The 12,064-nt window shown below is 55.0% G+C and carries 11 protein-coding genes; 2 read left to right on the top strand and 9 right to left on the bottom strand.

The features are described from left to right. Positions 1 to 228: 228 nt before the first annotated feature. From QNJ86_RS13065 to QNJ86_RS13105, 9 genes are all read right to left on the bottom strand, one after another. The gene (locus tag QNJ86_RS13065) at positions 229 to 414 is read right to left on the bottom strand and encodes a hypothetical protein (RefSeq protein ID WP_283833086.1); all 186 of its coding nucleotides are present in this window, start codon (positions 412 to 414) and stop codon (positions 229 to 231) included. A gap of 300 nt (positions 415 to 714) precedes the next feature. Next, positions 715 to 1,575 (bottom strand): translation elongation factor Ts, encoded by an 861-nt coding sequence (gene tsf / locus QNJ86_RS13070; RefSeq protein WP_283833087.1) that lies wholly within the window; start codon positions 1,573 to 1,575, stop codon positions 715 to 717. Positions 1,576 to 1,721: 146 nt separating this feature from the next. After that, positions 1,722 to 2,528, bottom strand: coding sequence for a 30S ribosomal protein S2 (rpsB, locus tag QNJ86_RS13075; RefSeq protein ID WP_283833088.1), 807 nt, complete (start codon positions 2,526 to 2,528; stop codon positions 1,722 to 1,724). A 178-nt stretch (positions 2,529 to 2,706) separates the two neighbouring features. Further along, positions 2,707 to 3,480: a hypothetical protein gene (locus QNJ86_RS13080; protein WP_283833089.1), complete on the bottom strand. Its 774-nt coding sequence runs from the start codon at positions 3,478 to 3,480 to the stop codon at positions 2,707 to 2,709. Positions 3,481 to 3,535: 55 nt separating this feature from the next. Beyond that, positions 3,536 to 6,892: a BspA family leucine-rich repeat surface protein gene (locus tag QNJ86_RS13085; protein ID WP_283833090.1), complete on the bottom strand. Its 3,357-nt coding sequence runs from the start codon at positions 6,890 to 6,892 to the stop codon at positions 3,536 to 3,538. Positions 6,893 to 6,908: 16 nt separating this feature from the next. Further along, positions 6,909 to 7,514 (bottom strand): TasA family protein, encoded by a 606-nt coding sequence (locus QNJ86_RS13090; RefSeq protein WP_283833091.1) that lies wholly within the window; start codon positions 7,512 to 7,514, stop codon positions 6,909 to 6,911. Positions 7,515 to 7,534: 20 nt separating this feature from the next. Then, positions 7,535 to 8,290, bottom strand: a complete 756-nt coding sequence (locus tag QNJ86_RS13095) for a hypothetical protein (protein ID WP_283833092.1) — start codon at positions 8,288 to 8,290, stop codon at positions 7,535 to 7,537. A 38-nt stretch (positions 8,291 to 8,328) separates the two neighbouring features. Continuing rightward, positions 8,329 to 9,096, bottom strand: coding sequence for a hypothetical protein (locus QNJ86_RS13100; RefSeq protein ID WP_283833093.1), 768 nt, complete (start codon positions 9,094 to 9,096; stop codon positions 8,329 to 8,331). Next, positions 9,066 to 9,716 carry a signal peptidase I gene (locus tag QNJ86_RS13105; protein WP_283833094.1) on the bottom strand — a complete coding sequence of 217 codons (651 nt, stop codon included), beginning with the start codon at positions 9,714 to 9,716 and terminating at the stop codon, positions 9,066 to 9,068. The genes QNJ86_RS13100 and QNJ86_RS13105 overlap by 31 nt, the downstream gene beginning before the upstream one ends. 635 nt (positions 9,717 to 10,351) lie before the next feature. Between QNJ86_RS13105 and ngr the strand changes: the two genes are divergently transcribed. Further along, on the top strand, positions 10,352 to 11,134 hold the full coding sequence (ngr, locus tag QNJ86_RS13110) for a nigerythrin (protein WP_283833095.1): 783 nt from the start codon (positions 10,352 to 10,354) through the stop codon (positions 11,132 to 11,134). Positions 11,135 to 11,476: 342 nt separating this feature from the next. Continuing rightward, a complete protein-coding gene (yihA, locus tag QNJ86_RS13115; protein ID WP_283833096.1) occupies positions 11,477 to 12,058 on the top strand; it encodes a ribosome biogenesis GTP-binding protein YihA/YsxC in 582 nt (193 codons plus the stop codon). Positions 12,059 to 12,064 lie beyond the last annotated feature (6 nt).

Consider the following 12,064-nt stretch of genomic DNA (forward strand, 5'->3'; position numbering starts at 1 on the left):
GGAGTCGAAGGATCCCGCGCGGCGATAGCTGGGAGATTTCCTACTGACGCCGCACGGGATCCTTCGACTCCGCGCCTACGGCGCTCCGCTCAGGATGACAAGGGATCGCGCTTGCGGCGCTCCGTGCGGATGGCATGGAGTTGCGTTTGCGGAACTCTGCTTGGAATGACAAGCTATGACCAGCCTTTACTTGACAGAGAAAGGTCAACTTTTTACCACAAGCTAAAACTACTCTAGTTCCTCGTCGGGTAAGACATCTAGATCTTCCTCAGTGATACCAAATTCTGCTAAGACTTCATCCATTGACCAGCGAAGCTTGGTGCTTTCCCCTTCACTCTCCGTACGGTGCATTACTTTACTGGGAATAGATTCTTCGTCTTCATCAGGTGATGCAACAATGTTTTCGTCAATCATCGTAATCATTCCCCTTTTGATCGACAACCTTTCATACGTCCAAATTCGCGAAAGATATCAATTCGCGCGAAGCGCGAAAGCTACCGTACAGGTTGGCGTAGTAAGACAGCGAGGAGCCCCTTCGTGCCGATAATCGGGCCGTTTCGCGGCTGAGCGTACTTTGTACGCGAAGGTAAGCGAAAAAGGGCCGAGGATCGGTGCGAAGGGGCTCCGCAGCGTCGAGTCATTCCGTTGGCCGGCAGGCCAACGGAATACATCAGCGTCAAGCAGTTGCGCTGGCCGGTAGGCCAGCGCAACCAATTATTCTCCCAGGACGAAGCGCTTGAAGTCGACGATCTTGATTTCGCCGCCCAGGGTCTTGGCAACCTCAGCGGTGTACTCGCTCACGGTCTGGTCCGGGTTCTTCACGAACGGCTGCTCGGTGAGGGTGTTTTCCTTGAAGAACTTCTCCAGACGGCCGGTGGCCATCTTCTCCTGGATGGCCTCGGGCTTGCCGGACTCGGCGGCCTGCGCCATGTAGATGGACTTCTCATGCTCAATGACGGCCGGGTCAACGGCGTCGCGGTTCGCGGCAACCGGAGCGGCGGCAGCCACCTGCATGGCCACGTCGCGGCCATATGCCTTGAAGCCGTCGGACGTGGGGTCGATGCCCTCCACGTCGAACTGCACGAGCACGCCAATCTTGCCGCCGCCGTGGATGTAGGACGACACCGCGCCACCCTCAACAACGGCGAAGCGGGACAGCTGAATGTTCTCGCCAAGCGTGTGGATGGCATCGGTCACAACAGCCTCCACCGTCTCGCCCTCAGCGTCGGCGGCCTTCAGGGCCTCCAGGTCAGCCGGCTTGGCGGCCAAAGCAGCCTTGGCAATCTTCTCAGCGTAAGCCTTGAACTTGTCGTTCATGCCCACGAAGTCGGTCTCGCAGTTGAGCTCAACCACGGCGCCGGACTTCGCATCGTCGGACACGATAGCCATTACCGTGCCCTCGTTCGTGGCGCGGCCGGCCTTTTTGGCCACCGCGGCAAGACCGCGGGTGCGCAGGACGTCGACGGCCATGTCCAGGTTACCGTCGGCCTCGACGAGCGCCTTCTTGCACTCCATCATGCCAGCGCCGGTCATCTCGCGAAGTTCCTTAACCATGGAAGCGGTGATGTCAGCCACGTTGATCCTTTCTCTCGGCGGCACCGCAACGCGGCACCGGGTAAAAGCGCCCTCAAGCCTGATCGGAGGATGAGGGCGCGTCTCTTCTCTCGTACATCCCGCCCGCTCACCCACTCGGGCGAAGGCGGAATTGTTCGCTTTGTCGCTTATTCAGCGGCAGGAGCAGCGGCGGCCTCGGGGGCAGCAGCCTCAGCCGGAGCGGCCTCGGGGGCAGCCTCAGCGGCAGGAGAGGCAGCCTCAGTTTCGCCAGCAAGTTCAGCGGCGGACACCGGCACGCCCACGCCAGCGGTCACGGCGTCGGCCACGAAGTCGGCCAGCAGGCGCACGGAGCGGATGGCGTCGTCGTTCGCCGGAATGCCGTAATCCACGTCGTCCGGGTCGCAGTTCGTGTCGAGCGTGCCCACCACGGGGATGTTCAGGCGGCGCGCCTCATGGATGGCGATAGCCTCGCGGTTCGTGTCGATGACGAAGATGGCATCGGGTACGCGCTTCATGTTGCGGATGCCGTTGAGGTTCGTCTGGAGTTTGCCCAGCTCCTTGCGCAGCAGGATCTGCTCCTTCTTCGGGAGCACCGCCATGCGGCCGTCGGCCTCCATAGCCTCAAGTTCCTCCATGCGGGTCACGCGGGAGCGAATGGTGACGAAGTTCGTCAGCATACCGCCGAGCCAGCGGGCGTTCACGTAGGGCATGCCACACTTGTTAGCGGCATCGGCCACGGCTTCCTGGGCCTGCTTCTTCGTGCCCACAAACAGCACGGTGCCGCCCTTGCGCGCGGTCTCAGACACAAACGTGTAGGCCGCGTCCAGGCCATAAAGCGTCTGCTTGAGGTCGATGATGTAGATGTCCCCACGGCTGCCGAAGATATACGGCTTCATCTTGGGGTTCCAACGGCGCGTCTGATGGCCGAAGTGGCTGCCTGCATCAAGCAGCGTCTGAATGCTGACTTTCGTCATAACTCTCTCCATTCGTTAGTCCTCTGCTCGCGGTCATCCCCGTGTCCGCAGCCTTTTTCGGTTGGCCACTGGCGGAGCGGGTCGCGCAAGCATGCGTAATTAGAAACTGTAGAAGTATAACCGACCAAACCGATGAGCGCAAGGGTGCGTTTTGATCGTCCGAGGCAGATACTTAATCTCAGCGCCTTGATGACCGAGAAGCAGCAACTACCGCCAGGGCAATAAGCGCAACCAGTACAAGCGGCGCGCTATTCAGCGGATCGCCGGTCTTGGCGAAGGGATGGGCCGGGGAGCCTGGTGCGGGGCCCTTGTTGGTGTCAGTGCCCTCATTGTTGTCGCCAGGACGCTCATCGTTGTCACCAGGTCCCTCATTCTTGTCACCGCCACCTTCGCCGCTGTCTCCCCCACCGCTTCCGCCGCCGCCCTCACCCAGCTCCTCGGCCATGAACTCCCAGCCGATGGTGCCACTGGCATCTTGAAACTCGTTGCCCATGGTGAGGGGAACCTCCAGCACAAGGGTAAGCGTCACGTGCGCACCGGGCGCAAAGGTGCCCAGACACACCCAATCGGCAAGGCTTGCCGTTTGGCTTGGCGGCGCGTCGAAAAGCTTCGAACCTTTCCCGGCATCAACCAGTGTCACAGACAGGTTCAGTAAGGACAGAAAATCGGCTGAGCCCGCCAAGACACCGGTTGATCGCAGGTAGAGTTTCGCAGGAGCAGCGCTCACACTATTATTCGTGATGGTGACTTGCTGTGTGGGGGTATCTCCCGGCATAACGTTTTTGAAGTTGGAGAAGAGGTCATCGACGGGTCGGCCATCTGCGTCTCGCACCGCAAGCACATGCGCGTCGCCCTGATAGGTGACATCAGCATGCGCAGTGCCAGCAGGCAATGCGACACACGCAAACGCAAACACCACTGCTATAAGCAAGCCCACTCGCATAGTATGCATTGCGCTCATGAATTCTTGTTGAACAGAAAACGCGCGCGAAACGCATTGCTCCTTGTCAAGCACCATGAGCGCTCACCCCCTGAAAGAACGCGATCGGCACCAAGGCACTCTTCTGAACAAAAGGCTTGCCCGTATCCTGCAGATCAATAGGTTCACTGGCGTCCGTGGCAAGAGCGTTCTCCTCTTCGCCCTCATCAGCAACACCCTCCTCCGCCACCTCTGCTTCGGCCACAAACTCCTTAGCGATGCCGGTCAAGTAACCTGGCGCGCTCGGAGGGTTGTCGATGCGGGCGTAGGTCGCGTCCGTCACACCAGCGGTGGCAAAGGCTGTTTTTTTGCCACCCACAAGAGCCTGGCAGTTCCCGAACATAGAAGCCGAGGTAGTGGAGGTAACCCCCTTCGTGCTCCATTCTGCACCAGCGTATATGGTGACAAGCTTGGAGCAGTCAAGAAACATGCTGCTCATGCTAGTAACGTTTGAAGTATTGAAGCTTGAAAGATCAAGGGTGGTAAGGGCGGGGCATCTATAGAACATGAAACTCATGTCGACAACGTTTGAAGTGTTGAAGCCGGATAGGTTAAGGGTTTTAAGAACAGGGCAGATAAAGAACATGTAATCCATTCTCTTCACGCTTGACGTATTGAAATGGGAAAGGTCGAGGGTGGTAAGTTTTTTGCAGCCAGAAAACATGAACCTCATGTCACTGACTTTTGAAGTGTTGAAGTTGGACACGTTAAGGGTAGTGAGGGCTTCGCAGGCATTAAACATGTAATACATGGTAGTGACGTTTGAAGTGTCGAATTTGGACACGTCGAGGCCGGTAAGGGCAGAGCATTTACTGAACATGGCTTGCATAGTAGTGACGTTTGAAGTGTTGAAGCTAGAAACGTTAAGGGTGGTAAGCGCACTGCAGCCACCAAACATGGAACTCATGTTTAAGACGCTTGAAGTGTTGAAGCTGGAAAGATTAAGGGTGGTAAGAGATCCGCAACTATTAAACATAGCCTCCATACTAGTGACGCTTGGGGTATTGAAGCCAGAAAGGTTGAGAGCGGTAAGCGCGTTGCAATTGTAGAACATATAACTCATGTTGGTGACGCTTGAGTTGGCAAACTGGGAGAGGTCAAGTGTCCGAAGTTGTTTGCAATTGGCAAACATGTGATCCATTGAAGCGACTTTTGGGGTTTTGAAGTTGGAAATTTTAAGTTCTGTAAGGGCACCACAACTCTCGAACATAGACCTCATGTCAATGACGTTCGAGGTATCAAAATTTGAGAGGTTGAGAGCGGTAAGCGCGGAGCAGATATGGAACATTTTGAACATAGTAGTGACGTTCGAAGTATCAAAATTGGAGAGGTTGAGGGTGGTAAGGGCGTTGCAGTTATTGAACATGGCTTGCATGTTGGTGACACTTGAGGTGTTGAAGCTGGAAAGGTTCAGGGTAGTAAGAACGTTGCAACTCGAAAACATGGAGTTCATGTTGGTGACATTTGAGGTGTTGAAGCTGGAAAGATCAAGAGTGCTCAGCGTGAAGCAGCTCGTAAACAGAGCTTCCATAGTGGTCACGTTTGAAGTATCGAAATTCGAGAAGTCGAACCTCGTGACAGAATTCAGATTGTAAAATGCTTTAGCACAATTCGGGTTTGCATATATCTTGTCAGTTGAGAGAATGTAAACCTTATAGTTAGCGCCCTCTAGCTTGCGATACAAAAGCACAGAGCCGTCGTGCGCCTCACTTACATCCACAGAATTGAGACCCTTGACGGTATCTCCGTATTTTGCACTTGTTCCAAAGGTAACCGAGGTAACAGAAGTGTCAGTTGATTCAGACGAAGAAGCCCCGCCCTTTATTGCAACGTTGAGCGCCTCGCCCGTCACCAAAAGTCCGCCAGTGAGGTAGCCGGGCTGGCCACCTTTGCCGTCGATGCGAGCATACGTTTTATCAGTGGGTTTATCGCTCGACCACGTTGTTCCTGCGACACCTTTAAGAACTCTGCAGGTTCCAAACATTGAGGACGAGGAAGAGACGCCATCCGTATTCCATCCTGCCCCCGCATATATGGTGGCCAGATTGGAGCAGCTATTGAACAGGTAGCTCATGTTGGTGACGTTTGACGTGTTGAAGTTGGAAAGGTTAAGGGCGGTAAACTTGCAGCCTTGGAACATATAACTCATGTTGGTGACACTTGAGGTATCAAAATGCGTTACATCAAGGGTCGACAAGGAGACGCAAAAATTGAACATCATACTCATGTTTTTGACGCTTGAGGTGTCGAAGCCGGAAAGGTCCAGGTTAGCAAGCGGCGAGCAGCTATCGAACATGCCGTGCATGTCGGTGACGTTCGAGGTGTCAAAGCCCGAGAGGTTAACGGTAGCAAGCTTGAAGCAGTGGGCGAACATGTTAGACATGTCAACCACCTGAGAGGTATCAAGACCTGGTACGGCGGTTTTTGTCAGAGTGAGACTCTTCAAAGCAGAGCATTGATAAAACATCTTTTTGAGCGTAGTAGTCCGTGACGTCGTAAAGTTGGATAACGTGACACTGGTAAGATTCTCAAGATAAGCAAACAGCGAAGTGGAATCTGCATTGGTAAAAATAGTACCAGTGGAAAGAATGTAGGCGGTAAAAGTGTCGTCGCCATTGTTCTTATGATACAGATTTACCGAGTGGTTTTGGTCTGCGCTCACGTCAACGATGTCATCGGTTGGAACGTCTTTGACATCCTCTTTACGGTTCTTGTAGGTGTCAAAAATGACCGTTGTCACCTTATAGTGGTCACCCGTGCTTTCCGCCTTGGCGCGTTCAGCTCTCAGGATGCTCGGCCCAATACCAAAAGTCTTGCTACTATCGGCTGCGATACCCTTTATGGCGCTGTTCAGTTTTTCGCCCTGAATAAGGGTGGCCTCTGTCCCCCACACCGCGTAGAGTGTCTTTTTCGGATTGGCGAGGGCAAGTGTTACCGAGTCGCCCGGCCTGTATGCAGCTTGGGTTGCCTGCGCCGTTTCTGCCCAGCCCAAGAAAACACTGTTCTCTTTTTGCGGAAGGGTACGCGGATCTGCGTAAGTGTCCGGAATAGTAAAGGTGGTGGTTTCGCTTTTGACAATCCTCTTTTGCGCTGGGGGCACACTTGATGCGTCGCCGCCGTTTGCGTCAAAGCTCATCTGATAGATGCCGGCGCCGAATACAAATGCGTTAGTAAGAGGATCGGTAGCAGTTTTCAAAAACGACAACGTGCCTGCCGCCACAAGAGAGATAAGCAGCAGAGTGGTTGCCGCAAGAATACGAACGCGCCTGGCGAAGCGGCGCTTACGAGTGGGTGCAGCGACCGATGAGGACACCCCTACTGCGGCTGTCCGGCTCGCATCTTTTGTCTTCTCGAAAGAAGATGGATAGGTTTCCGAATCGCTCATCGGTGCGTCTCTTCCTTTATGCCTTTTCGCTCGGCCAACCGGCAGCCGTCAGCGGACTGTCGGTGTTGTGCGCGCTCTGCACGCCGTAGGCGTGTGTGGCGAGGGTGAACGTTTCCGCCAGATAGCGGTTGTCCACTTTGCCGCCATCAACGGACACTTTCGTGAACAGCGGTATCGTTTGTGTGCCGGGTTGCACTGCCTGCTTGTAGTAGTAATAACCGTCCTTGTACGTCCAATCGGCGGTGTTGATGTTCATAGAAAGACAGTCGGCAGCGGGAAGGCTGACGTTTGAAACGCTTACCTCCAGGCGTACGCGCACATAAAACGGCATGTCACCCGAGTTTTTGACGCTCACCGTTTTTTCCACTGTGTCGCCCGGCATGATTTGGATGGTTTGGCCTGCGTTGCCAGAATAGTTGAGGGTGAGGCGCACGTTCGCGGCCGTAATAACGTTTTCAGTTTTGATGGTGGTGGTGAAGTACGCCAGCGTCATGGCTGCCAAAAGTGCCATGAGTAGGGCGACGACACTTACCAGCAGTATGCGACGCTTTGTTGTTGTGTCGTGCGTACGGTCCGTACGCTTAGGTACGACAGAGGGGTTCGCCGAGTCAACGTACTGCATGTTCACCACCTTCCTTCTCGTTATTCCCAGCAGTTAGCAAACGCTTCACGAGCACTTGTTCCGGTGTTTGCGTACTGGATAGCATCAGCGGAAAACACCAAGTTGAAGCCGCTGAACGACTCCACGTCTTCTGCGTCAAAAGAATCAGGTACGCACACTGCCTCCATCAACTGCGCTTTTGTATCCAACGTTAACGCTGGCATGAAGTAATACGTCACTCTGAGTGTGCCGTCTTGGGCACGGGCTTCACTCACCTCGCCTCGCTGCCACGTGTTTTTATCCATCCCCGCAAACACGTAGGTTTCCAGCACTGAGGCCACCTCTGCCGCACTGGCATTGCTGCTCATGAGGCCGTGCTTGGCAAGTGCTTCCTTCCAAGCAGAGGCTTTGGTGAGTGTGGCGTTCATGCGCAACCATGCTGCGTGCTTGCCGGTGTTGGTAACGCTCGGGTCAATGGTCATACGCAAGCCGGGAACCATGTTGGTGTAATGGACACCCTGCTGCGATGCGTTGCCACTGCCGTCGCTTTGATTGAGGCTGATGGAGAACAAGTCTCCCGGGCTTTCGGGGTTATCCGCGTCGGCCGAAGCCACCATGAAGTGCTGGCTGGAGGCATCGGACGTCGTGAAGTAAGCCAGGGAACCCGTGCCGACAAGCGCACTTATGCACACGATGAGGGCAGCAAGTGCGATACTGCTTCGCCGCGGCGTGGAGCGTGGCGCGCTGGTATCGTCGCTGCACGCCAACTGCACTACTTTGTTGTTTCGTCCAAACATGCGTGGGTTCCCTGAGTGTTTCTACCGGTGAACTCGGCTTACGCAGTCGGGGCAGGAGTAACCGGTGTTGAGAAGCAGGCCTTGTAGGCAGCCGCTTTATCAGCAAAGCCCCCCGCCTGACAGAGATAACTGTGGAAGACGAGGTCGTCATGATTGCCCTCAACTGGCGTATACGTTGCGGCAACTTCGATGGTGTTTTCAGTGACCGTGATAGCGCCAGATTTAGGGTCGGTGACACTGATCTTTTTCAAGATAGGATAGTCTTGCGCCTTGTCCTTCGTGTCTGCAGGCGTAATCGTTTCCTTGTACGCGTACACAACACCGCCGTTTGGTCCCGTTACCTCCTTAAGCTGTTCCCATTTCGTATCATCAAGCGTATATTTCAGCGTATCGCCCCAAACAGACGCATCTGCCTCAGTGCCGTCCTGCTTAAAGCTTCCTGCGTTCACTTCAACGAACAAATACGCAGGCTGCGTCACCTTTTGCAAGGTAATGGTGGGGTCTTTCGGGATGTTGTAACCCGGGAATACTTCGTAGGTCTGTGTAACATCAGTTTTACCGGCTTCTACCTTTGCATCATTTCCTCCAACGGTATACGTTCCGTCGCCGTTTGAAGTCACTTCATGTTCCCAAAGTGTATGGGTACCATCCGTTGCAATGATACCTGTCGCCGAGGCAGTAAAGGTGTTGGTTACTGCCATGGTGCTTTGTTGCAAGTACGCCAGCACGCCTGCTACTGCAATGGAACATATCAGCAGGATGGCGATGATGCCTACTAGGGTCTTTTTTCTTGTTGTGGTCTGCATGATTGCATCCCCCTTTTCTCTTGTGCCCTTACGTTTTCTCTATGGTTAGTCGGGTGGAATGAACCGCTGCCTGTGTCTCTGACCGCTCCCGACGAATTTCTCCTGTGAGTGTTGCTTGCTGTGTGGCAATGCGGTGAGCGTTTTTCTGCACGCTCTTGTGTGTTGGTGCGTACAAGTTCAGGCACCACAAACAGCACGAGCACCAGGGCAAGCACCACCGCTACACCCACCCAACGCCCCGCCTCGCTGGTAAGAAAGGCTGAAACAGAGCCCAGCTTGGGCAGAGAAAACACCACTTTACCCAGCACGTTTTCGGCGGCCACCGGTGCTCCATCCACACTGTCGTTAGCGTCGCCTTTTGTGATAAAGCTGCTGCCACCGGAGCGCACTTCAGCCACGCGATGGGTGATGGTTTGTAAGGCTGAATCAGATACGAAAGCGATAGTGTCGCCCACCTGGATGGTCTGAGGGTCGCTGTGTGCGACATACACCAAGTCGCCCCTCATGTAGGCTGGCTCCATGGAACCGGAGAGCACCGCAAAGGGGGTAAAGCCCGCCACGCGCACGCCCACAAGGGCGATTGCAAGGGCTACCAGGCACGCAATCACAACCGTGGACACCACATTCCACAGTGTGTGTAAGGGGTTTGTCTGCTGGGTTTTAGGTTGAAAGGGAGGTGTTTGAGCAGGCTGTAAGCCTTGTGAGGATGGTGCTACGAACGCGCTATGATGCGTGCACAGGAAGGCGCATAAAAGTGCCCCCCCCCCTGCTAGTTTTTCGCATTATCGAAAGAGCAGCGGCGCAGCTCTGTTCAGGCATGCGTAAGGCATTGGAACCGATAGCCGCAAGTATTTGATGCCACACAGTTCCGCCTCCTCAAGCATTTCGAGTACTGCAGCAGATATCGTATCTTACTAACGATCTCGTGGGGAATATAAGCATACTTTAAAGAAGAATGTAATTAAGTTCAACTTATATTTTGGTTTATGAATAACATTTCTTGGCAACAACGTTCTACGTTCAACGTTCTGCGAGAGATGAAATACGAAACGCGTGCGGAGGAACACGCAGTGCTGTGCCCTGCGCGCATTCCCTGCTGAAACAAGTGTGAATATATCTTCTTTCTTTTTCGAAATTCTATCCTAAATAGGTTCCATTCCTAATAAGAATAGTATATGATTCTACTATCAAATACGCCGGAGATAAGAGGCTCGGGCGTTTGTGAACCGGAGGTTCACGGGGAGGAGGAAGTATCATGTCGACACAGGTATCCAGGAGAAACTTCGTCAAGGGTGCCGCACTCGGCGCCGCCACGCTGACCACGGCAGGGCTGCTTGCCGCATGTGCACCGCAGCAGGAAGCACCCAAGGAGCCAGCCGCTGAGGATGCGGGCGCGAAGGGCGCCGACCAAGCCGCTCCCGCCGCCGACGTGCTGTCGCCCACCAAGGCACGTATGAACGAGCCGGTCAGCAGCTTGGACATCATGCCGGAGAGCACCACCAAGGTGGGCACCACGTACGAAAACCTTCTGTCCGCACTGGCGGGCGAGACTGGCGCTACCACCAAGTATGAGGCGTTTTCGAAGGTGGCAGAGCGTGAGGGCTTTAGCCAGATCGCGCGCCTGTTTGCCTGCACGGCTGACGCCGAAAAAATCCACATTGAACTGGAGTACAACCTGGCCCGCAAGATGGACCCCAGCACCGAGAAGCCCGAGCCGCCGCAGGTGAGCGAATACACCTCCGACATCAACCTTATTATGGGTGCGAACGGCGAGATTTACGAGACCTCCGACATGTATCCCTCGTTCATCAAGGTGGCCCAAGACGAGGGCAACCAGGAAGCCGTCCAGGTGTTCACGCGGGCGAAGCTGGCCGAATCCGTGCACGCCGAGCGCTACCTCGATGCGTACAACACCATTGATGAGCCGAGCGACGACAAGTACTACCTCTGCCCCATCTGCGGCTACATTCACAAGGGCGAGAACTTCACCGCCTGCCCCATCTGCCTGGCACCGAAGAGCTCGTTTACGGCGTACTAGGTTCTATTCTTTCGTTCGCTTATTTGCACCACGACGCTCAGGGGGGAGGCACGCGCCTCCCCCCTTTGTTGTTTTCGCAGGGTGTTGCCGGGCGCTTGGCAGCGTGGAAAATCGCTGACGGCGGAGGTTTTCGGACGCTGCGGCAGCCCGCTTCGGCTACCATGGAGCGACGACGGGCTGTAACTGCCAGATTGCCGAAGGGCAAGGGCTCTGCCCTTGCCGTCAACTACGTTTGACCTGGAAGTTTACCAATGTAGGGCAAGGGTAGAACCCTTGCCCTACGGTCAACCTACAAAGGGAACTTTGTTACAACCCTCACAATACTAAGGAAGGACCTATCGCATGAACTTCAATAACGTGCGCTTTGAACGCTCGTTTGGCACGTCGGCCCAGCTGCCGCCCTCCACGGCGCCCGAAGTGGCGTTTGCAGGGCGCTCGAACGTGGGCAAGTCGTCGCTCTTGAATAAGCTTTTCAACCGTAAAGGCCTGGCGAAGGTGTCGCAGACGCCCGGCAAAACGGCCACCATCAACTTCTTCGACGGCGACGGCGTGCGCTTCGTCGATTTGCCGGGATACGGCTACGCCAAGGTGTCGAAGTCCGAAAAGGAGCGCTGGAGCGAACTCATCGAGGGCTACTTCAACCAGGATCGCGCCTTTGCCCTGGTAGTATCCCTGATCGACATCCGCCATGCCGCGTCGGACTTGGACGTAAACATGGTGAACTTCCTGCGCGAGGCCGACCTACCCTTTGTGGTGGTGCTCACCAAGGCTGACAAGCTTTCGCGCCAGCAGCAGAACAAGCAGAAGGCAGCCCTTAAACGCCAACTGGAACTGGGCGCAGACACCCCGTTGGTAGTCACCTCATCAGCCAAGGGCGACGGCATGGATGAACTGCGCAGCATCATCAAAGAGGCCGTGGCGTAAAACACC

The organism is Gordonibacter faecis, assembly GCF_030077735.1.
Lineage (GTDB): Bacteria > Actinomycetota > Coriobacteriia > Coriobacteriales > Eggerthellaceae > Gordonibacter > Gordonibacter faecis.

Bases quoted from the DNA above. Each gene is read 5' to 3' on its own strand.
- QNJ86_RS13065 (WP_283833086.1), bottom strand. From the start codon at position 414: ATGATTGACGAAAACATTGTTGCATCACCTGATGAAGACGAAGAATCT.
- rpsB (WP_283833088.1), bottom strand. From the start codon at position 2,528: ATGACGAAAGTCAGCATTCAGACGCTGCTTGATGCAGGCAGCCACTTC.
- QNJ86_RS13080 (WP_283833089.1), bottom strand. From the start codon at position 3,480: ATGCATACTATGCGAGTGGGCTTGCTTATAGCAGTGGTGTTTGCGTTT.
- QNJ86_RS13085 (WP_283833090.1), bottom strand. From the start codon at position 6,892: ATGAGCGATTCGGAAACCTATCCATCTTCTTTCGAGAAGACAAAAGAT.
- QNJ86_RS13090 (WP_283833091.1), bottom strand. From the start codon at position 7,514: ATGCAGTACGTTGACTCGGCGAACCCCTCTGTCGTACCTAAGCGTACG.
- QNJ86_RS13095 (WP_283833092.1), bottom strand. From the start codon at position 8,290: ATGTTTGGACGAAACAACAAAGTAGTGCAGTTGGCGTGCAGCGACGAT.
- QNJ86_RS13100 (WP_283833093.1), bottom strand. From the start codon at position 9,096: ATGCAGACCACAACAAGAAAAAAGACCCTAGTAGGCATCATCGCCATC.
- ngr (WP_283833095.1), top strand. From the start codon at position 10,352: ATGTCGACACAGGTATCCAGGAGAAACTTCGTCAAGGGTGCCGCACTC.
- yihA (WP_283833096.1), top strand. From the start codon at position 11,477: ATGAACTTCAATAACGTGCGCTTTGAACGCTCGTTTGGCACGTCGGCC.